This window comes from Pseudoalteromonas umbrosa, from assembly GCF_030125375.1.
Taxonomy (GTDB): Bacteria; Pseudomonadota; Gammaproteobacteria; order Enterobacterales; family Alteromonadaceae; genus Pseudoalteromonas; species Pseudoalteromonas umbrosa.
This window is the reverse complement of record NZ_JASJUU010000006.1, coordinates 65638-84870: the sequence shown is the minus strand read 5'-3', so window position 1 is coordinate 84870 and position 19233 is coordinate 65638. Positions and strand designations below refer to the sequence as shown.

The window sequence follows — 19233 nt, the reverse complement described above, 5'->3', positions numbered from 1 at the left end:
GATGGAATTAGGAAGGGTAATGGATAAGCCCATAAGGAATAATTGCAGGGTAATGTCAAACAATGGATACGTTTGATGCAAATGAGGATGGGATCAGGATGATCCAAGTGGACTAGTACAGGATGTGCAAGAATTCGCAGAACCAAAACACCAAGCGAATTGTATGGAAATGAATTAGGGAGTTGAGTTATTCAACATAGCAGGATGCTGTTTAGAAGATTCCGTCAAGCGCGGCTCGAAAGAGTCGCGCTATCTTCATGTTTATATGTCAGAAAACTTACTTCGTTTGCCTCGTAAATACGCATCTCTAAAATCAATAAAGTGCGATGTGAGATTTTCAGCCGCTTCCGTTTCTCCATTTTCTTCGAGTACCACACAAGCTACTTCCGCCGTACCGAGCTGGTGCTCATGAGGCGCAACCCTTAACTTATAATTTGACAAACTTTGCGGAGAAATAGATAACACTGGGAATTGATCCAAATACGGGCTCTTTCTGAACATTTTCTTAGCTTCGCGCCACGTACCATCAAGAAAGATAAACAGCGGCTTTTTCCCCTCTATACGCTCTACTTTTTTTATCACCCGCTGTGGTTGTACATTTTCTTCGGGAAAAACCACAATAGGCTGATACTGAGGATTCTCTAACAACGCAATCAATGCGTCGCTCGGCTCTGTTCGATCCCATCGAAATGCATAGTTATCAGGAACAATATCTGCGATTAAACGCCCTGTATTGGATGGCTTAAAACTTTCATTGTGATACATTAACAAGCACACTGCACTTGAGCACTTAGCCTGCTTAACGCCAGCGCAAATACATAAAGGCTCCGCGAGTAAACAAGTCTCACATCGAGTAAGTTTTGAACCCCGTGCTTTGAACTCTCTTTTAGATTCAGAAATTTGCTGTGCACGAAGCGCCAATACAGAGTTACCCAAAATATTCTCCAAACAAAAATAACGCAGTATTGTACCAAGTCTAATAATAAAAGGATAAATCAATTACCATGAAAGTTAATCAGACAAATCGACTCAAATATCGACTACTCACTCCAGACGATGCCCACCTGCTCTTTCAATTAGATCAAAATCCTGCTGTGATGCAGTTTATCAATGGCGGCAAGGTCACGAGCCAAGAAGACATAGACTCAATATTCATACCTCGACTCAAGCAATTCTCTAACTCAGACAGTGGATGGGGATTATGGGGCTGCTTTTTACAACAGAGTAACGACTTTATCGGCTGGATCCTAGTGCGCCCTATGGACTTTTTTACAGAAAAAAGAGACGACTCCAATCTGGAAATAGGTTGGAGATTTATGCAAGCGAGCTGGGGCAAGGGCTATGCAACAGAAGCCGCAAAGCAGATTGCCGATGCCATAGCCGAACATAAAGTCGCTACAAAGCTTACAGCCTTAGCTCACCCAGACAATCAAGGCTCAATTAATATCATGAAGAAAATTGGCTTGGAATACCGTACAAAGGCTATACACACAGAACCTTTGGGCAGCGCCGAAGTGGTGGTTTACGATAAAAGTTTTGACTAATCACACATCAAAAATAATGGGGCTCATATCGCCCCATATCAAGTTACATAGATAAATAGATGACCAAGAAGGCCCCTAGTGCAAGTCGATAAATTACAAATGGCAGCATACCCATCTTCTCAATAACCTTTAAGAAAAAGTGAATACATGCATAAGCCGCAAAGAATGACAACACAGCGCCGGTAGCAATATCCGCAATATTAAACTCATCTCCTTCAGAAATAAGCTTATAAGTTAGATAGCTGCCAGCAGCAGCAATAACTGGAATTGACATTAAAAATGAAAATCGTGCTGCACTTTGCTTGTTCAGGCCCATCAGTAAGCCTATTGTCATCGTGATCCCCGAACGAGACGTACCTGGAAGTAGCATTGCAATGACCTGAGACAAACCAATGCAAAGCGCCATCAACCAGTTGATCTGGTATATTGTTTTTATTTGCTTCGCCGTTTTATCTGCATACCAAAGTAACAAACCAAAACCAATGGTCGTCCCTGCTATGATCCAAGCATTTCTTGAGTACTCTTCAACCAAATCTTTGGCAAAATAACCAATCACCAACGAAGGTAATGTAGCTAATAAAATAAACCAACCTAATTTGCTGTCATCAGTTGTCCCTTGACTGCCAAAGGATTTAAACCACGCGGCTAGAATTTCACTTACTTCTTTGCGAAAATAAATGATCACTGCAAAGAGAGTCCCAACGTGAACCGCAACATCAAATGCTAAGCCTTGATCTTGCCAACCAAAAACCTGCGAAGGTAATATTAGATGAGCAGAGCTCGAAATTGGTAAAAATTCAGTTAAACCTTGGATTAAGGCCAGAACGATGATTTCAATCAAACTCATTGTAAATTAGAACTCCACTTTCCATAGTTTTTGGCTAGGGTTATGATAATTTTCCCAAATAGATGAAATTGTCTCACCTGTGGTTGGGAGAGATATGTGCCCGCCGACTTCAGACAGAGGCAATAGTACAAAAGCGTTTTTTGTAATTTCGTCCCGAGGCAACTGCGCAGGTTGCTCACAGATCAAATCGTCGTAAAGTAACAAGTCGAGATCTAAAGTACGGGGACTAAACTTTTTATCCCCTTGTGTACGACCGTTATCACGCTCAATTTTTTTGAGTAAGTGACAAACTTCATCCACTGACATTTGAGTTTTAGCAGCAAATACCGAATTGAAAAAGTTTCGTCCATTAAAGCCCACCGGCTCGCTCTCATAAACATTTGAATGCTTATAATCTGGGAAGTGGTCGATTAAAGCCGTCAACCCATTTTTAAAATGCCGCTCCCGATCTACATTGGAACCAATACTGATATAAATCTCTGACATGCTATTTTTTCCGATATATTTCAATGCCAACAGTAGATGCTTGTGCAACTGCTGCAGGTTTACTGACTTTAATTCGAACATCACTGACAGTAAATTCAGCCAAAATCATACTAGCCAATTTTTCTAGCAAGGTTTCCAATAGCTCTACTTGAATTGATTCAGATAAACCAATCACTCGTTCGCTAACTTTTGCGTAATCTACGGTAAGATTTATATCGTCAGTTTGCGCTGCTGGGGTAATATCTGTAGACATTTCAATATCAAAATAAAGGCTTTGTTTACTTTCTTTCTCAAAGTCGTAAACTCCTATTATGGTCTCGACGTGTAATTGCGAGATATAGACCTTGTCCATGTATACTCCTAGCATGACTAAAACGGGGTCGGCGAATAATATTAGGCCGTGTAAAAAGAATCGCGATCATAGCCCAAAACAGAGCAATAAAAAATAAGGAAGCTTGTGTTAGTCATTTTAATGTGTATTTGTGCTTATTTATTTGGTTCTATTTCCTCAGCAATTTTAATATCAAGATTGTTCTCTTTGCCTGATCCCCGCTTTTCAGGTTCGAATAATCCCGGCGCTACCAATGTATTGCGAATTGGTGGAAAACTGCCGGCGGCACTGGTACTTATTTTCGATGTTTTAAAAGGCACTATTCCTGTTTGGGGTGCTTACTTTTTAAATATAGAACCGATTTGGTTAGGTGCAGTCGCTGTGAGTGCTTGCCTTGGACATATTTACCCCATTTTCTTCCACTTTAACGGTGGGAAAGCGGTCGCCACCGCGTTCGGAGCTTTATTACCCATTGGCTTACATTTAGCTGGCATGCTCATAGTAACATGGCTGCTTGTTCTTTGGGCTTTTCGCTTTTCGTCCCTTGCAGCTATTGTGACAGTCACCGCAGCGCCGTTTTATACTTGGCTTATAAAGCCACAGTACACGCTCCCGGTTGGCTTTTTAACACTGCTTATTATTTTCCGTCACAGAGCAAATATCTCTAGGCTCCTCCAAGGAAAGGAGCCTAAAGTTGGGAAGAAAAACACTGAAAAAAATTAAGAAATCGCAGGTAGGCTATCTAAAGGCCAGCGGGGTTGGGTTTTCATATCAAGTGGTGCTGTATGACCTGCCTTTAAGCGCTGCATACCAGCAAACGCAATCATAGCTCCGTTATCAGTACAGAATTCAGTACGAGGATAATAAACACGTCCTTTCATCCCCTGCATCATACGCTCAAGCTTTGTTCTCAGCTCAACGTTAGCGCTAACCCCTCCAGCGATGACAAGGCGTTTTATGCCTGTTTGCTTTAACGCGCGTTTACACTTAATAGCCAATGTATCAATCACAGCAGTTTGAAACGCATGTGCAATATCAGCCTTAGTCTGTGTGTCATCACCCTCATTCTTTATCGTGTTTGCAGCAGCCGTTTTAAGACCACTAAAACTAAAGTCCAATCCAGGTCTATCTGTCATTGGCCTCGGGAATACAAAACGCTCAGGTACTCCTTGTGTCGCAAGCTTTGCGAGCAATGGGCCGCCAGGGTAATCTAAACCCAGTAGTTTCGCAGTTTTATCAAATGCCTCACCTGCGGCATCATCCACTGACTCACCCAATATTTCATACTCGCCAATTCCAGCCACTTTAACCATCATAGTATGCCCACCAGATACCAAAAGCGCTACAAAGGGAAACTCTGGTTTGTCATCTTCTAACATGGGTGCAAGTAAATGACCTTCCATATGATGCACAGCAACTGCTGGAATATTCCAGCCAAATGCCAACGAACGCCCGATTGAAGTACCAACCAGCAATGCCCCTACCAAACCAGGGCCCGCGGTATAGGCAATACCATCCAATGACTCTGGACCACAGCCAGCCTGCTCAAAAGCGGCTTCGATCAGTGGAATAGTTTTACGTACATGATCTCGAGAGGCCAGCTCTGGGACGACGCCACCATAATCGGCATGTACTTTCACTTGACTATAGAGCTGATGTGCAAGCAAACCTTGTTCATCATCATAAATGGCGATGCCAGTTTCATCACAGGAAGATTCAATACCTAAAATACGCAATCTTATTCTCCACTACACTTTTTACTACACATTCTCAATAGCCAAGCCAATGTTAGTTTGACCATCAATTATCGCTTGCGCTTTTAACTGTTTAACGCTTTCAGAAGAAATTCGTCCCATCTTTTCAACAAAGTCGATTAGCTCACCCAATACTTCAATTTCATATTGCATCAATGGGTGTTCACGAACCTGTTTATTATCGGGGATAATATCTTCTTGGGCGAAAAGAAATTCGATATATCGCGCCACGGTGGCTTGCGATATTTTCGCGACATTGACGAATTCTACGTCATCTTTGGTCATGATCCCTTGGATAAAGCCCAATAGTGCAGTTGCAACATCTATCGCAGGGTATGTACCAAACATATCAAAGTCGGATAATTCGGGTACATTAGGTTCAATTTTCTCAATTTGCTTCTCTAAGCTGATTTTACTTTTTGGTAGTAACAGCTTTTCCCAGCATAAATTCAATGCACTTCTGAAAACTTGCTCGTCACCAAACCCAGTTGCTTCACTAAATAACCCATAGTTTGGTGTCATTCTTTCCAAAATAGCAGCTGCAAGAACCGCTTTTTGTAAATAGTTCAGTTCACGAATGCGCTGAAAGTTGTTTGCTTTACTCATACTCTCTTCCACAGTGCCAACAATACTCGAAAGCTGAGCCATTGAGCTCATTGCAATGCTGACATTGCCAATCTAATTTCGATTTTTTCTGGTGGTAGTTTACCAATATTTCTTCGCCAAGGGGCAACTTTATCGCTGGTACAAAGATCTTAATGGTATTATCAGCAAATGGAAGCTCCCCCAGAGTAGATGATAATGCCTCCCCTTGCATAGTCGTCTTGATACGAGCTTGATGTAATAGACCATTCACAAGATGGGCTTCAATCATATTATCAGTGCTAAAGACACAGCACCATTTATCTAAATCATTAACCATCGCACTCAATGTTAATTTTGCTATCATAAACAATATTGTAGTGTGTAAATTGGAAGAGCTCTATGACGCTTACCACCCCGGGGTTATTATTCCCTGCTATTTCGTTGCTATTATTGGCTTATACGAATCGCTTTTTAGTACTTGCTCAGTTAATCAGAGAGCTCAATGCACGTGAAGGAGATACTTTGCGCCCGCTGGTTGTGCAGCAAATAAACAACTTAAAAAAACGTATTAAACTAATTCGTTTAATGCAAGTCTGGGGAGTTTTTTCATTTATTCTCTGCACGCTCTCCATGTTCGCTCTGTTTATTGACATCAGTTTACTCGGAATAGTGCTATTTGGTGCCAGCCTTTGCTGTCTAGTTGCTTCTCTTATGCTCTCTCTTTACGAAATCCATATTTCATGTGATGCAATAGAAATTGAACTCAATAATATCGAAAAAAAGCCGATGCAAGAGTAAGCAACTCGTTTCGACCTTACTATACTGAGATTATCAATAGTTGAAGGTGGGTCATGTGTGAGCGGTTTTCTTTTTTCAAATGAGCAACTAAGAGAAGAAGCATCACAACCTGAAGAGCGCGCTTTTTGGGATGTGCTAGTCGTTGATGATGAGGAGGACATTCACCAAGTCACCAAATTAGTTCTTTCTGATTTTAAATTTGAGGATAAAGCATTACGTTTCCATCACGCTTATTCAGCCAAACAAGCCATGGAAATCCTAGAGACTCAAGATTGCATATCAGTCGGCCTGATTGATGTAGTCATGGAGAGCAACCATGCCGGTCTCGATCTCATTAAGTTCATCCGAAATGAAATGGCTAACCATGACATTCGGTTAATTCTTCGAACGGGTCAACCTGGTGAAGCGCCAGAAGAATCCGTAATACGTGACTATGATATCAACGACTACAAAAATAAAACTGAACTTACCGCGGTAAAACTAAAAACTTTACTGTATTCAGCGCTTCGTTCACACCGAGATATTCAAACCATCGAACTTCACAAAAAAGGGCTAGAACGCATCATTGCCGCATCTTCTAGCTTTTTAGAATGTGACAATGTGCAAGATTTTGCATCAACTATCCTAGAACATGTTGCACAAGTATTGGGGCTATCTGATTCAGAGATATACTGTGCTGCAGCAACCAACAAACAAACGGACTCTGGCTCTCAATTCAAATTATTAGCAGCGTCTGGAGAAGGTATTGAACCAAGCTCAGATAAAATTCCGAGTAACGTAAAAAATCTATTCATCGAAACTCACAACAGAAAAACTTCTTGCAAGTCATGCAATGAATATGTCGGCTATTTTACCTCTAAAGGCGGGCTCGAAACCATGCTATATGTAAGTAAAAAAAGCTCTCTTCGCAGCACCGATTGTCAACTTCTTGAATTTTTTGCAAATAACATTGCTCTGGCACACGACAATATAAAACTGCGTGAAACTGTCAAAGAATCACAGCGTGAACTTTCATATATTTTAGGTGAAGCGGTAGAAAAGCGCTCAAAAGAAACTGGTTCACACGTAAAGCGTGTCGCGATGTACAGCAAATTACTTGCCGAATTATCAGGCATTAATAGTTACAAAGCAGAAATAATAAAAATGGCATCACCATTACATGATATCGGGAAAATAGGTATTCCTGACGTGATATTAAACAAACCAGGTAAACTGACCAATGATGAATGGGAAATAATGAAAACACATGCGCAGCTAGGCTATGATATCTTGAAAAAATCAACGAATGAAATATTGCAATGCGGCGCAACAATTGCCCATCAGCATCACGAAAAGTGGGATGGTTCAGGTTACCCTCAAGGATTACAGGGCGAAGATATTGATATTGTAGGAAGAATTACCGCTATTGCTGATGTTTTCGACGCATTGGGAAGCAAACGGTGCTATAAAGCCGCTTGGTCGTTAGAAAAAGTACTTGACGAGATAAAATCTCAAAAATCCAAGCAATTTGATCCCAAATTAGTTGATTTGTTTATAAATAATCTGGAACAATTCATTTTAATCAGGGATACCTATCCCGACTAAAACTTTGTAAGCGAAATGTAAAAAATTCACTTGGATGTTTCCTGAAACTGTATTAGTATTAGGAAATCAACGTCATGATTGCATTTTTGTTGAAATAAAAGGAATTTCAAATGAGATTTGAACAACTTGAGCAATTCGTTGCTCTTGGCAACCTTCGTCACTTCAGACAGGCTGCCGAACAAACCCAGATAAGTACATCGGCTTTAACGAGAAGTATACAAACTCTGGAAGATGAAATTGGGTGTGAGCTAGTAAAGCGCTCTACACGCTCAGTAAAACTAACCGAACAAGGTGAATTATTTCTCAATTACTGTAAAGCGACCCTAAGTGAACTGGACGTCACGAAAAATACGATTAAACAAAGTCTATTTGGCAGAGATCAACAAAAGTTGGTCGTTGGGTATACAGCCAAAGCAAGCGAAATTGTCCCTATGTCATGCGGCCGATTCTTAGCAGACTCTCCAAATGTAAAAATTGAGATGCAGCTGCTAGATGAACATGAATTGACAAGAAAGCTTCAGCTAGGTGAAGTAGACATTAGTGTCTATTTATCATCTGCAACTAGCCTTATCAGTGATATTCATTTACCTGATCAGCTGATTTTGTTTGTATCAAAGCAACACCCTCTTGCTCAGCAAGAGTGTATACGTAGAGGAGAGTTATCACAGTACCCAATGTACAGCTGTTTCTCGCAATCTAAGCAAGTGCAGAGCATGTTAAACGAGTCTGTGGAAGGTCTTAATAAGTCAACAAGTGTGAAAATAGGGAATATCACTCAAGTTATTGACGGACTTAAAAACAGCCAAAGTTTTGCTATTGCAAGTATTGAACACTCGAAAACGATTGCACAAGACCCTGAGTTAGTCCTTTTAAAGACCAACAAAGACAATAGCCATGAGCAATTAGTTATTAATACCAACCACCAACTTAGTGGAAACAGTCATGTAAACAGCTTACTTCAATTGATTGAAAAGACAGCAGCTCAATTGCAAGTAAATGGTGCGCCAGTGCATTCTTGATTCTTTTTATACTCGACGCGCTAAGCCCACACTTTAGAGGTGTGGGCAAAAGCACCTAACCTAAAGTCACACCAATAAATAACGTTAACCCTACATAGTTGTTATTTAAAAAAGCTTTAAAGCATGCCTCTCTATTGCGCTCTACAATCTCATGTTGCAAATATACCAACATCAGAGTTGCAATAGTAAATGCAACCCAATACCACGTACCTAACATGAAATAGACCCCGACTATCAACATGCATATTAAAAAGCATATATTTAATAATGCAATAATGTGTCTATCCCATTTACCAAATAAAATGGCGGTCGATTTAACGCCAATCTTAATATCATCATCCCTATCCACCATGGCATACATCGTATCGTACGCAACAGTCCAAAGTACATTTGCAACAAATAACAACCATGCAACTAGAGGGACTTCGCCTGTTGCTGCCATAAAGGACATAGGAATGCCCCAGCTGAATGCCGCACCTAAAACTACTTGAGGCAAATGCGTATATCGCTTCATAAATGGATATAGAGCAGCTAATATGACTCCACCGACTGACAGGGCAATTGTTTGCCAATTTAAAGTCAGTACTAATAGGAATGATAATAAGATCAATAAAAAGAAAAGTGTCAGTGCTTCTTTTTCAGAGACAGTGCCTCGCGCTAATGGTCGCATTGCTGTTCTTTTCACTGAGCCGTCGACTTTTCTGTCAGCATAATCATTAATCACGCAGCCTGCACTGCGCATCATAAACGTGCCTAAACCAAAAACAATGATATGTAAAAAGCTTGGCATGCCTTCAGATGCTATCCACAAGCTCCACATAGTCGGCCACAACAATAAAAATGTGCCAATGGGCTTATCAGTTCGCATCAATTGTTTGTATTGGGCAACATTGGCATATTGCAACGAAGCTACTTTCATTTATTTAATCTCATTGTTAAAAATTTCGCATACCAACACTTTAGCAGAGCCTTTAGTAAATACGCTGCGTCTAGCAAAGATAGGACCATGCTGTGCGCCGAGTAAGTCGCATAGCTGCATATGTGAGTGTCTGTCATCTACGTAACTTACTTCCAACTCCCCTCTATGCCAAAGCGACTGTTGGAATAACTTTTCTCCAAGCGGTTGTTCACCTAGATTCGTCAAGCCTTGTTCGTTTGCCCCCAACAAAATCCAACTTTGCGCATAAACATGAGGCTGATCATCACAATACAGCAATACTTGTCGACATACAGCTTGTTCAACCTCATTTTCAAGTACTTTTGCAATATTCGGCGGCAGCATCAAATACTGCTCATCGATAACTTTTACTTTAAAGCTGTTACTTTGACTTTTTAGCAATGCCGTTAAGGAGCCTTGCTCAATCAAACGTTCATATATTTTTGAAGGCACTTTATCGACAACTTCGTCGTAGCCCCCCCACTGAAAATCTAAAGAAATAGGATGTTTTAACAATGCAATAATTCAATTAAGACTAAACCGCAACCATAATAGCAAAGCTTAGCAATCCAAAAAAGTTCATGATTATCTAAATGCCGGCTGTTCATGTTTAAAGTTTAAGTATAAACTAACCATATTGTTGATATTTAGTTACGTATTTTCAGACGATTATGGTTCGCACTCTTTTATTATTTATGGCGTTAACGGTCAGTGTTGCAAGCTTTAAGCTTAAAGCAGAATCAAATGTTGGCTATTACGGTTTTGAGCCAGATATCATTACGAACTACATTGGCCAGTCCAATAAAAAGCTTGGCTACGTGCGCGTTACCATTGACTTGATGCTAGATGACATTGCCAATATCGCTGTAGTCGAGCACCACACACCTTTGCTAAGGGATGCGATTGTTCAAATCTTAAGTAAAGAACCAGAAGAAACGATAAAGTCTCTTACTGGCCGAGAAGAGATCAGGAAGCGCTGCGCTGAAAAATTGAAAACACTGCTCAAAGATGAAACTGGACAAGAAATTATCCGAGAAGTTTTATTTACGAAGTACCTTTACCACTAGTTTGATACATCACCGCGGCAAGGCTCATTCCTGTTAGTAGTCCAACTAAGTGGGCCCAGTTTGCCATACTGATAAATAGCACATCTGTAAATCCTAAAATCATCCACACTAGCATAAAGCCGATCATGGGTTTAGACAAAATAGCCTGCTCATCTTTATTAAAATATGAGTAGATCCAGCAAAAACCCATTTGTGCATACACAACACCGCTCAGACCGCCAAAGTTCTCATCTACTAGTAAAAACTGCGCCCAATTGCTCAATAATGCACTGACCGTGAAAATAGATAGCAAAATTATAAAACCTGCTCGGTTGACGATTTGGTTACCCAAAAAAACCCACCAGCTTAAGTTAAACAATAAATGTACCGCACCAAAGTGCATAAAAGCAGGTGTTAGCCAGCTCCAAGGGTGGTTTATGTCAAATTTAAGCGCTTCGAATACAGCCGATGGCGTGAAGTAATAAAAACTGATGTAGACAAGTAAAGCGATGATTGTGACAGCCTGTACGAGCCAGTTTAGACGCACAAAACGCTGAAATAAGTTTAGCTGTGTGCCTTGATATTTTAATACCCCGTCTGTCTCACCCACTTGCCAAGAGGCATTGCTATACTTTTCATGATAAGGGTTATCGAGAAACTCTTGCCAAATCGCTTGAGCGGTCAACAAATCATTCTCTTGTACCCACACTGACACAGTTCTTCCATCTTCACTGTGTAACTTACTTTCTACCCCAAGTGTTCTTAGGTAATCAACGGCTCCTTGAACCGCTCTAGGGTCTGAAAAGGAGCCAAGTAGCTTCATTTTTCTACATGTTCCGGAAGTGTTTGCTCCCATTGAGTAAAGCCGCCATCCATACTATAAACATCTTCAAAGCCTTGCTCGACTAAATAGTTTGCAGCATTTTGAGAGCTGATCCCGTGGTAACAAACTATAATGATAGGCTGTTCAAACTCTTTTTCCTGCATAAAATGGGCTAAGTTTTCATTCGAAAGGTGCTCTGAACCAGGAATGTGTCCCGCTGCAAACGAGTTAGGGTCGCGAATATCTGCAACAACTACGTTATCTTGTGCGATTAACGCTTGTGTTTGTTCAATACTAATATGTTTAAAAGCCATATCTCTCTCATTAAAAAAGCGGCTCAATTAATACAATACCTTATACAAAGGAAAGTACAATTTAAAGCCGCCTGTTGGACTTAAATTACTTTGTCCAGTCTAGGATCACTTTACCTGACTGGCCTGAGATCATTGTATCAAAGCCTTGCTGGAAATCATCCACATTAAATTCATGGGTAATGATGGGCTCTAGGTTCAAACCAGACTGAATCAAACTTGCCATCTTGTACCAAGTCTCGAACATTTCACGTCCGTAAATGCCTTTGATAACTAAGCCCTTAAAAATGACTTGGTTCCAATCAACAGCCATATCACTTGGTGGAATGCCCAGCATCGCAATTTTACCACCGTGATTCATATTGTTCAGCATGCTATTAAATGCAACCGGTACACCAGACATTTCTAGGCCTACATCGAAGCCTTCAGTCATACCCAGCTCTTCCATCACATCTTCAAGGCTTTCGCTTGCAACGTTGACCGCCTTAGTGGCGCCCATTTTACGTGCAAGATCTAGTCGATATTCATTCACATCAGTGATCACAACGTGGCGCGCGCCTACATGTTTAGCAACCGCTGCGGCCATAATACCAATTGGACCTGCGCCAGTGATTAATACATCTTCGCCTACTAAATCAAATGATAAGGCAGTATGTACAGCATTACCAAATGGGTCAAAAATCGATGCTAACTCATCTGAGATATTATCTGGTATTTTAAATGCGTTATAAGCTGGGATAACTAAGTATTCAGCGAATGAACCTTCTCGATTAACACCCACACCTATGGTATTACGACATAAGTGTACTCGACCTGCTCGGCAGTTTCGACAATGTCCGCATGTAATATGGCCTTCACCAGAAACACGGTCGCCAACGGCAAAGCCTCGTACCTCTTGGCCCATATCGACGATCTCACCCACATACTCATGGCCAACGACCATAGGTGTTGGGATCGTATTTTGAGACCACTCATCCCACTTATAAATATGGACATCGGTGCCACAAATTGCCGTTTTGCGGATCTTGATGAGTAAGTCGTTGTGCCCCATTTCAGGTTTAGGCACATCGGTCATCCAGATCCCTTCTTCAGCTTTCAACTTGGATAATGCTTTCATAATATTCACTCGTTAGAAAGTAGGTGCATTAGCACCTAGCAATTAAATCACACCTAAATCTTTACCAATGCGGATAAACGCTGTAATCGCTTTGTCCAATTGTTCTTTAGTGTGCGCAGCTGAAATTTGCGTACGAATACGAGCTTGACCTTTTGGCACCACAGGGAAAGAGAAACCAATCACATAAATACCTTCAGCTAGCAATCTATCTGACATTTCTGCTGCCACTTTTGCATCGCCAAGCATAACAGGAATGATTGCATGATCTTTACCTGCACATGTAAAGCCCGCCGCTTCCATCTCGCTGCGGAAGTACGCTGCGTTTTCCCATAGCTGGTCACGTAATGCTTTACCGTCTTTAAGCATATCAAGCACTTTGATAGATGCTGTCACGATAGATGGCGCTAGCGAGTTAGAGAACAAATATGGACGAGAGCGCTGACGTAACCACTCTACAATCTCTTTTTTACCTGATGTGTAACCACCAGATGCGCCACCTAGTGCTTTACCTAAAGTACCTGTGATAATGTCAACTCTGTCCATAACGCCACAGTACTCAGCCGTGCCTGCGCCATTTTCACCAACAAAGCCAACTGCATGTGAATCATCTACCATAACAAGTGCATCGTACTTATCCGCAAGATCACACACTGCTGCTAAGTTACAGATAACACCATCCATTGAGAAAACACCATCAGTTGCTATCAGCTTAGTTTTAGCACCAGCTTCAGTCGCGGCAATCAACTGCTTCTCTAAATCAGCCATGTCATTATTTGCATAACGGAAGCGTTTAGCTTTGCACAGACGTACACCATCAATGATAGATGCATGGTTCAAAGAATCTGAGATAATTGCGTCTTCTGGGCCAAGAATCGTTTCAAACAAGCCAGCGTTAGCATCAAAGCATGATGAGTATAAAATCGTATCTTCAGTTTTTAAAAACTCACTGATTTTTTCTTCTAACGTCTTGTGAATATCTTGAGTACCACAAATAAAGCGTACAGATGCAACGCCAAAACCATGATCAGATAAACCGCTTTGCGCTGCAGCAATCAGATCTGGATGGTTAGCCAAGCCTAGGTAGTTGTTTGCACAAAAGTTAATAACGCTTTCACCCGTTGATACAGCGATTTCTGCTTGCTGTTGTGATGTAATAATGCGTTCTTTTTTATATAAGCCTTCAGCTTTCACTTCTTCTATTTGTTGTTGAAGTTGGCTGTAAAATGCCGCTGATCTCATGTAGAGTCTCCATTGGTTGCACGGAGTGTGTACGCCTAATTTTGCTTCTGAGGTGAACACACGACTATGATGCCTCGAATACTGCATGATTTATTTAACTCAATGCAATGTCGTTTCGATTCGATAGACGTTGAAACTCAGGTTAAATCAATTAAAAGGGTACACACCAAATGAAAAGTCATACTCAAGCCAATTACCCACTTGTTGTATGAATGAGTTAAATTACTTGAGTATATTTTAAAAGGTTCGCAAGCTAAATGCACGGATTGTGATTATCTTGTTTTATATGAGCGTAAAGCTAAATGGGCGTTAACCTAATTTTTGCGGCAACTGCGCCAAAGAGTCACAAACAAAATCTGCAAATGATTCATCTTCAGCAGTGAACTCTTGTCCTGAACGCACCAATATTTTGGTTGCCACTCCTGCTGCAATAGCAGCTTTCATATCTGAAGCCTTATCTCCAACCATGATGCTGTTTGTAGGATCAATATCATGCTCATCAATCGCTTGTAATAGCATGCCAGGTTTTGGCTTTCGACAATCACAATCACGCAAGTACTGCGGTAGTGCTTTTTTGGGGTGATGTGGGCAAAAGTAAACGCCCGCGATGTCAATACTATGCCTATTAAACTGTTCACACATCCACTGCGTTAAGCGCTGGAACTGAGCTTCATCGTAATATCCGCGACCAATACCAGATTGGTTCGTCACCACAACAAGCTTATAGCCTAATTCTGTAAAGTATTGACACGCTTCAAACACACCGTCGATGAACTCAAAGTCTTCAATGGCATGAACATAAGCATGATCATGATTGATCACACCATCTCTATCTAAGAATACTGCTTTAGATTTCATAATTTCTCTTGCTGAACTACTTTATCAAACATCGCTGTTACATCATCAACACTAATTTGTGCCATTAAATCTGCGCCTTTTACTCGAGTGCCCCAGGGCAACTCACTGGCCGACTTGCCTTTTTGTTGCAGTAAACTTTGGTGATATACCTCAACAACATATTGCTGATATAAGTATGGCCCTGTTCGCTTTGGATTGGAATGTGCATATAAGCCAATAACTGGCGTGCCCACCGTCACTGCCATGTGGGCAGGCCCTGTATCAGGCGCAAGTACTAACTTTGCTTGTTTAAGTACACATAAAAGGGTTTTCAACCCAGTTTGGCCCACTAGATTTAAAATCTGACATTTTGCATGCTCAATAATGGCTTGACTAAGACTGACTTCTAACTCAGTTGGGCCTCCGGTAATCACAACCTGAAAGCCTTGCGCTGTGGCATAGTCTGCAAGCGCTGCATAACGCTCTGGCAACCAGTTTCGCTCTTTTTTACTCGCTGCTGGTGAAATAACAAACACTCGCTCAAGACCGTGTAAAAGCGCTTTTGCCTGTCCCTCATCTTCTGATGTATAAGGCATACTCCAAGTTGGGTCTTGAGGCTGTACGCCAATTGCCCGAGCGAAATGATGAAAACCCTCTAGGACATGTGGCTCGGTTTGGCCAGTAATGCGTTGATTGACGACTAACGAGTGCAACTCTTTGGAACGCGCGCTATCAAAACCAATTTTCACCTTTGCAGGAATACACAGCGCCGCAACATTAGACCGAAACGCAACTTGCATATGCAGCAGCACATCAAATTTTGTGCCCTTAAAGTGAGTCTTTAAATCCTTAAAAGCCGCTTTGCCGCGTTTTTTATCAAACACCACAAATTCAACACCCGGTAAATCGGCCAATAACATCGCCTCTACTTTACCTATTACCCAAGTTATTTTCGCTTGAGGGTGCGCGCGTTGAATCGCTTGGACGGCTGACACTGCATGGCATACATCACCAATAGCCGATAATCGAAGCACGCAAATAGAAGAAATTGTTTTTGACACTCGCCTTACCCAATCAGTTTAAGAGCTCACGATCTTAAATTAATCGTCTCGATTTGCAACACTTGTGCATTTCCCTCTTGAGAAAAAATCGCTAAACTTGCGGCATATTTCCACTTTGCTAGCCACTTATGCTCAAAATAGACAATACCGGCAACCGCTTCATATTAATGCCACAAAATAGCGTATTAAACATTAACCATAACTGGTTTGATGTCGAATATTGGCGGAAAAAAGACGCTATCGTAAACAGTAAGCTTGGTCGCGCGCCGGCTTGGTTTATTCAATATCAGAATGGAAATATTGCCGTACTAAAACATTATTGGAGAGGCGGCTTAATAGGCAAAGTATTGAATGATCAATACCTATTTTTAGGCTTGGAGAAAACCAGAGTATATAAGGAATTTAAGCTTCTTTTAGAGCTGAAGGCGTTAAACCTACCTGTGCCAGACCCCATTGCGGCATATGTTGAACAAGCCTATGGTATTTATCGTGCTGATATACTGACACAAGCTATCCCAAGCGCACAAAGCTTGTGTGAAAAGCTACAACAAAGCCACTTATCAGAAAGTGAATTAGTGTCCGTCGGTCAAACCATTGCTGATTTCCACCGCCAAGGTGTTTATCATGACGATCTCAATATCAATAATATCCTTTTTGATGGACAGGATAACGTCAATTTAATCGATTTCGATAAAGGCGAGATTAGAGCCATAGATAAAACATGGCAACAAGATAATATTGATAGGCTTGCGCGTTCTTTTAAAAAAGAAGCCGGCAAATGGCCGACTTTCTTTTTTGATGATTCACACTGGCAAGTACTGCTTCAGGCTTACAAAAAGCACTTGAACATTTAACCCTTGCTTAAACGTGCTTTTTTAATAATATTCGAGGTTGAGCAACCGTCTAAAAAGGACAATACCTCAACCTGACCACCTTGTGCCAAAACATGATCAGCACCCGCGATCTCCTCGACTTTATAATCACCGCCTTTGACAAGCACATCAGGGCTTATCGTCGCAATTAAATTAGCAGGCGTATCTCCTTCTACTTCCTTACCAAAAGGAATCACCCAATCAACAGACGCCAAAGCTGAGATAACCATCGCACGCTCGCTTAAAGGGTTAATTGGCCTATCAGCTCCTTTCAAGCGTGAAATGGATTCATCGTTATTCAACCCAACAACTAAGCGATCTCCCATCGCTTTAGCTTGCGCTAAATAACGCACATGCCCTGCGTGTAAAATATCAAAACAGCCATTTGTAAACACTATTTTTTCGCCATTTTGCTTAGCAAACGAAATATGTTGTAGCACATCTTCAAATGGTGCCTGATAATGCTCGCCTGTTTCTTTCAAGTACTGGCTCAATTTCGCACTCAACTCTTCCGGTGTCACTGTGGCTGCGCCTAGTTTCCCAACCACGATACCCGCTGCTAAATTCGCCATTTCAACAGCATCTTTGGCATTCATGCCCGCGCCTAACATAGTCGTGAGCGTAGCAATAACCGTGTCACCTGCCCCTGTCACATCACTTACTTCAAGTACTTGTGCAGGGAAGTCATGCTTTTCACCCTCAGATATAAGAGACATCCCATGTTCAGAACGCGTAAGTAACATCGCATTGATGCCCGCTTCTGAGATTAACTGTCGAGCACTTTGAGTAATTGCAGCCTCTGAGCTGACATCACCACCTGCGAGCTTAAATTCATTTAGATTCGGCGTAATGAAATCGGCCCCACGATATAACGATAAATCACTTAACTTAGGATCAATAAGTACCGTTTTACCTGCACGTTTTGCAATAGCAATCATTTCAGAGATATTAGCAAGTGCGCCTTTGTTATAGTCAGAGAACAATACATAGTCATATGCGTCAATTACTTGCTCAAGCTTTTCAGTAAGAAGCGCACTGTGTTCTGGTAAGAATTGCTCTTCCATGTCTAAGCGAACAACTTGCTGGTGACGACTAATCACGCGCATTTTTGCAATGGTTGGTAAATTTTCTACGCTAACTAACTGAGAGTCGATATTCTCATCTTCTAAGATACCATTGAGCTTTCGGCCATTATCATCTTGACCAATCAAACCAAGAAGACCAACTTTACCATCAAGGTGTGCAATATTTTTAGCAACATTGGCAGCACCGCCCGCTTTGTCATCTAAACTACTTACTTTAACGACAGGCACAGGGGCTTCAGGTGAAATCCTACCAGTATCACCATGCCAATATCTATCTAGCATCACATCACCTACAACAAGCACACGTGCATTATTCAGGTTTTGTAAGGCAGCTAAATTCATTTGCTTTGCTCCGCAATTAGAAGGTCAACCGCTTCACAAAGCCAATGACCAATAAACATATGTGCTTCTTGAATACGCGCAGTTTCGTCGAAATTAATAATAATTGGCAATTTAGCGATGTCTTTTACTTCGCCACCCTGACGACCAGTTAAAGCCACTGTATAAGCACCAATTTCATTTGCTGCAGCCAAAGCTAGATTAATATTTTCACTAGTACCTGACGTTGTTAGTCCTATGACTAAGTCTTCTGGTTTACATAAGGCTTGTACCTGCCTCTCAAACACAGTATTAAAATGGTAATCGTTGCTATGAGCAGTCAGTATTGAAGTATCTGTCGTAAGTGCGATTGAAGCCAGTGGGCCTCGCTCTAGTTTATAGCGCACGACAAACTCAGCGGCAAGATGCTGTGCATCTGCAGCGCTGCCACCATTACCAAACCATATAACCTTACCACCAGAAGCAAGCGCTTTTTGACACGCTTTCAGAAGAGCTATCGACTCTTGATGATAATTCGCCATATTCGCAAATAGTGCCATATGGCGTTCCAAACTGTCTAAGTAGCTATTTGCAATTTGTTCATTAACTGACATAGTGAACCTTAAAATTCTTACAAGT

At 41.3% G+C, this 19233-nt stretch carries 24 protein-coding genes; 7 read left to right on the top strand and 17 right to left on the bottom strand.

Annotated elements, in window-relative coordinates:
- Positions 1-261: 261 nt before the first annotated feature.
- On the bottom strand, positions 262-936 hold the full coding sequence (locus QNM16_RS18765; protein WP_284021883.1) for a tRNA-uridine aminocarboxypropyltransferase: 675 nt from the start codon (positions 934-936) through the stop codon (positions 262-264).
- Between the two features lie 68 nt (positions 937-1004).
- On the opposite strand from QNM16_RS18765, the gene QNM16_RS18760 reads away from it, so the two are divergent.
- On the top strand, positions 1005-1544 hold the full coding sequence (locus tag QNM16_RS18760; protein WP_284021882.1) for a GNAT family N-acetyltransferase: 540 nt from the start codon (positions 1005-1007) through the stop codon (positions 1542-1544).
- 43 nt (positions 1545-1587) lie between these two features.
- Here the strand turns inward: QNM16_RS18760 and QNM16_RS18755 are convergent, their stop codons facing one another.
- Genes QNM16_RS18755 through folB form a run of 3 tightly spaced genes read right to left on the bottom strand, consistent with a single transcriptional unit; the run spans position 1588 to position 3229 of the window.
- The gene (locus QNM16_RS18755; RefSeq protein WP_284021881.1) at positions 1588-2391 is read right to left on the bottom strand and encodes an undecaprenyl-diphosphate phosphatase; all 804 of its coding nucleotides are present in this window, start codon (positions 2389-2391) and stop codon (positions 1588-1590) included.
- 6 nt (positions 2392-2397) lie between these two features.
- Entirely contained in the window at positions 2398-2877 is a 480-nt protein-coding gene (folK, locus tag QNM16_RS18750) for a 2-amino-4-hydroxy-6-hydroxymethyldihydropteridine diphosphokinase (RefSeq protein WP_284021880.1), read from the bottom strand.
- Position 2878: 1 nt separating this feature from the next.
- The gene (gene folB / locus QNM16_RS18745) at positions 2879-3229 is read right to left on the bottom strand and encodes a dihydroneopterin aldolase (RefSeq protein WP_284021879.1); all 351 of its coding nucleotides are present in this window, start codon (positions 3227-3229) and stop codon (positions 2879-2881) included.
- A 105-nt stretch (positions 3230-3334) separates the two neighbouring features.
- Between folB and plsY the strand changes: the two genes are divergently transcribed.
- The gene (gene plsY / locus QNM16_RS18740; protein ID WP_284021878.1) at positions 3335-3931 is read left to right on the top strand and encodes a glycerol-3-phosphate 1-O-acyltransferase PlsY; all 597 of its coding nucleotides are present in this window, start codon (positions 3335-3337) and stop codon (positions 3929-3931) included.
- Here the strand turns inward: plsY and tsaD are convergent.
- From tsaD to QNM16_RS18725, 3 genes are read right to left on the bottom strand one after another with little or no spacing between them, the layout of a single operon-like run.
- Positions 3928-4944 (bottom strand): tRNA (adenosine(37)-N6)-threonylcarbamoyltransferase complex transferase subunit TsaD, encoded by a 1017-nt coding sequence (tsaD, locus tag QNM16_RS18735; protein ID WP_237135194.1) that lies wholly within the window; start codon positions 4942-4944, stop codon positions 3928-3930. The genes plsY and tsaD overlap by 4 nt on opposite strands.
- Positions 4945-4968: 24 nt before the next feature.
- Positions 4969-5568: a YjaG family protein gene (locus QNM16_RS18730; RefSeq protein WP_284021877.1), complete on the bottom strand. Its 600-nt coding sequence runs from the start codon at positions 5566-5568 to the stop codon at positions 4969-4971.
- On the bottom strand, positions 5561-5911 hold the full coding sequence (locus tag QNM16_RS18725; protein ID WP_231098055.1) for a putative signal transducing protein: 351 nt from the start codon (positions 5909-5911) through the stop codon (positions 5561-5563). Before QNM16_RS18725 ends, QNM16_RS18730 begins: the two co-directional genes overlap by 8 nt.
- A gap of 35 nt (positions 5912-5946) precedes the next feature.
- On the opposite strand from QNM16_RS18725, the gene QNM16_RS18720 reads away from it, so the two are divergent.
- The 3 genes from QNM16_RS18720 to QNM16_RS18710 all read left to right on the top strand — a co-directional run bounded on the left by QNM16_RS18720 (position 5947) and on the right by QNM16_RS18710 (position 8948).
- Entirely contained in the window at positions 5947-6345 is a 399-nt protein-coding gene (locus QNM16_RS18720) for a DUF2721 domain-containing protein (RefSeq protein WP_284021876.1), read from the top strand.
- Positions 6346-6402: 57 nt separating this feature from the next.
- The gene (locus tag QNM16_RS18715) at positions 6403-7929 is read left to right on the top strand and encodes a DUF3369 domain-containing protein (RefSeq protein WP_284021875.1); all 1527 of its coding nucleotides are present in this window, start codon (positions 6403-6405) and stop codon (positions 7927-7929) included.
- Between the two features lie 110 nt (positions 7930-8039).
- Complete coding sequence (locus QNM16_RS18710; protein ID WP_284021874.1) at positions 8040-8948, top strand: LysR family transcriptional regulator; 909 nt, start codon at positions 8040-8042, stop codon at positions 8946-8948.
- Positions 8949-9003: 55 nt separating this feature from the next.
- Here QNM16_RS18710 and ubiA read toward each other — a convergent pair whose 3' ends face one another.
- Together ubiA and QNM16_RS18700 are read right to left on the bottom strand one after the other, a co-directional pair.
- Complete coding sequence (ubiA, locus tag QNM16_RS18705; RefSeq protein ID WP_284021873.1) at positions 9004-9867, bottom strand: 4-hydroxybenzoate octaprenyltransferase; 864 nt, start codon at positions 9865-9867, stop codon at positions 9004-9006.
- A complete protein-coding gene (locus QNM16_RS18700; protein ID WP_284021872.1) occupies positions 9868-10401 on the bottom strand; it encodes a chorismate--pyruvate lyase family protein in 534 nt (177 codons plus the stop codon).
- A 155-nt stretch (positions 10402-10556) separates the two neighbouring features.
- Between QNM16_RS18700 and QNM16_RS18695 the strand changes: the two genes are divergently transcribed.
- Entirely contained in the window at positions 10557-10952 is a 396-nt protein-coding gene (locus tag QNM16_RS18695) for a flagellar basal body-associated protein FliL (protein ID WP_063360724.1), read from the top strand.
- Here the strand turns inward: QNM16_RS18695 and glpG are convergent.
- The 6 genes from glpG to QNM16_RS18665 all read right to left on the bottom strand — a co-directional run bounded on the left by glpG (position 10930) and on the right by QNM16_RS18665 (position 16319).
- The gene (gene glpG / locus QNM16_RS18690) at positions 10930-11754 is read right to left on the bottom strand and encodes a rhomboid family intramembrane serine protease GlpG (protein ID WP_284021871.1); all 825 of its coding nucleotides are present in this window, start codon (positions 11752-11754) and stop codon (positions 10930-10932) included. The genes QNM16_RS18695 and glpG overlap by 23 nt on opposite strands.
- The gene (gene glpE, locus QNM16_RS18685; protein ID WP_284021870.1) at positions 11751-12068 is read right to left on the bottom strand and encodes a thiosulfate sulfurtransferase GlpE; all 318 of its coding nucleotides are present in this window, start codon (positions 12066-12068) and stop codon (positions 11751-11753) included. Before glpE ends, glpG begins: the two co-directional genes overlap by 4 nt.
- An 85-nt stretch (positions 12069-12153) precedes the next feature.
- A complete protein-coding gene (gene tdh / locus QNM16_RS18680) occupies positions 12154-13182 on the bottom strand; it encodes an L-threonine 3-dehydrogenase (RefSeq protein WP_284021869.1) in 1029 nt (342 codons plus the stop codon).
- A gap of 42 nt (positions 13183-13224) precedes the next feature.
- Entirely contained in the window at positions 13225-14421 is a 1197-nt protein-coding gene (locus QNM16_RS18675) for a glycine C-acetyltransferase (RefSeq protein WP_284021868.1), read from the bottom strand.
- Between the two features lie 309 nt (positions 14422-14730).
- Positions 14731-15279 (bottom strand): D-glycero-beta-D-manno-heptose 1,7-bisphosphate 7-phosphatase, encoded by a 549-nt coding sequence (gene gmhB / locus QNM16_RS18670; protein ID WP_284021867.1) that lies wholly within the window; start codon positions 15277-15279, stop codon positions 14731-14733.
- Positions 15276-16319 carry a glycosyltransferase family 9 protein gene (locus QNM16_RS18665; RefSeq protein ID WP_284021866.1) on the bottom strand — a complete coding sequence of 348 codons (1044 nt, stop codon included), beginning with the start codon at positions 16317-16319 and terminating at the stop codon, positions 15276-15278. Before QNM16_RS18665 ends, gmhB begins: the two co-directional genes overlap by 4 nt.
- Before the next feature lie 128 nt (positions 16320-16447).
- Here QNM16_RS18665 and QNM16_RS18660 point away from each other — a divergent pair, with 128 nt between their 5' ends.
- Positions 16448-17173 carry a 3-deoxy-D-manno-octulosonic acid kinase gene (locus QNM16_RS18660; RefSeq protein ID WP_284021865.1) on the top strand — a complete coding sequence of 242 codons (726 nt, stop codon included), beginning with the start codon at positions 16448-16450 and terminating at the stop codon, positions 17171-17173.
- Here the strand turns inward: QNM16_RS18660 and hldE are convergent.
- Both hldE and QNM16_RS18650 read right to left on the bottom strand, forming a co-directional pair.
- Entirely contained in the window at positions 17170-18618 is a 1449-nt protein-coding gene (hldE, locus tag QNM16_RS18655) for a bifunctional D-glycero-beta-D-manno-heptose-7-phosphate kinase/D-glycero-beta-D-manno-heptose 1-phosphate adenylyltransferase HldE (RefSeq protein WP_284021864.1), read from the bottom strand. The genes QNM16_RS18660 and hldE overlap by 4 nt on opposite strands.
- The gene (locus tag QNM16_RS18650; RefSeq protein ID WP_284021863.1) at positions 18615-19208 is read right to left on the bottom strand and encodes a D-sedoheptulose-7-phosphate isomerase; all 594 of its coding nucleotides are present in this window, start codon (positions 19206-19208) and stop codon (positions 18615-18617) included. Before QNM16_RS18650 ends, hldE begins: the two co-directional genes overlap by 4 nt.
- Positions 19209-19233 lie beyond the last annotated feature (25 nt).

Bases quoted from the DNA above. Each gene is read 5' to 3' on its own strand.
- QNM16_RS18760 (WP_284021882.1), top strand. From the start codon at position 1,005: ATGAAAGTTAATCAGACAAATCGACTCAAATATCGACTACTCACTCCA.
- QNM16_RS18755 (WP_284021881.1), bottom strand. From the start codon at position 2,391: ATGAGTTTGATTGAAATCATCGTTCTGGCCTTAATCCAAGGTTTAACT.
- folK (WP_284021880.1), bottom strand. From the start codon at position 2,877: ATGTCAGAGATTTATATCAGTATTGGTTCCAATGTAGATCGGGAGCGG.
- folB (WP_284021879.1), bottom strand. From the start codon at position 3,229: ATGGACAAGGTCTATATCTCGCAATTACACGTCGAGACCATAATAGGA.
- QNM16_RS18730 (WP_284021877.1), bottom strand. From the start codon at position 5,568: ATGAGTAAAGCAAACAACTTTCAGCGCATTCGTGAACTGAACTATTTA.
- QNM16_RS18725 (WP_231098055.1), bottom strand. From the start codon at position 5,911: ATGATAGCAAAATTAACATTGAGTGCGATGGTTAATGATTTAGATAAA.
- QNM16_RS18720 (WP_284021876.1), top strand. From the start codon at position 5,947: ATGACGCTTACCACCCCGGGGTTATTATTCCCTGCTATTTCGTTGCTA.
- QNM16_RS18710 (WP_284021874.1), top strand. From the start codon at position 8,040: ATGAGATTTGAACAACTTGAGCAATTCGTTGCTCTTGGCAACCTTCGT.
- ubiA (WP_284021873.1), bottom strand. From the start codon at position 9,867: ATGAAAGTAGCTTCGTTGCAATATGCCAATGTTGCCCAATACAAACAA.
- QNM16_RS18695 (WP_063360724.1), top strand. From the start codon at position 10,557: ATGGTTCGCACTCTTTTATTATTTATGGCGTTAACGGTCAGTGTTGCA.
- glpG (WP_284021871.1), bottom strand. From the start codon at position 11,754: ATGAAGCTACTTGGCTCCTTTTCAGACCCTAGAGCGGTTCAAGGAGCC.
- glpE (WP_284021870.1), bottom strand. From the start codon at position 12,068: ATGGCTTTTAAACATATTAGTATTGAACAAACACAAGCGTTAATCGCA.
- tdh (WP_284021869.1), bottom strand. From the start codon at position 13,182: ATGAAAGCATTATCCAAGTTGAAAGCTGAAGAAGGGATCTGGATGACC.
- QNM16_RS18675 (WP_284021868.1), bottom strand. From the start codon at position 14,421: ATGAGATCAGCGGCATTTTACAGCCAACTTCAACAACAAATAGAAGAA.
- gmhB (WP_284021867.1), bottom strand. From the start codon at position 15,279: ATGAAATCTAAAGCAGTATTCTTAGATAGAGATGGTGTGATCAATCAT.
- QNM16_RS18660 (WP_284021865.1), top strand. From the start codon at position 16,448: ATGCTCAAAATAGACAATACCGGCAACCGCTTCATATTAATGCCACAA.
- hldE (WP_284021864.1), bottom strand. From the start codon at position 18,618: ATGAATTTAGCTGCCTTACAAAACCTGAATAATGCACGTGTGCTTGTT.
- QNM16_RS18650 (WP_284021863.1), bottom strand. From the start codon at position 19,208: ATGTCAGTTAATGAACAAATTGCAAATAGCTACTTAGACAGTTTGGAA.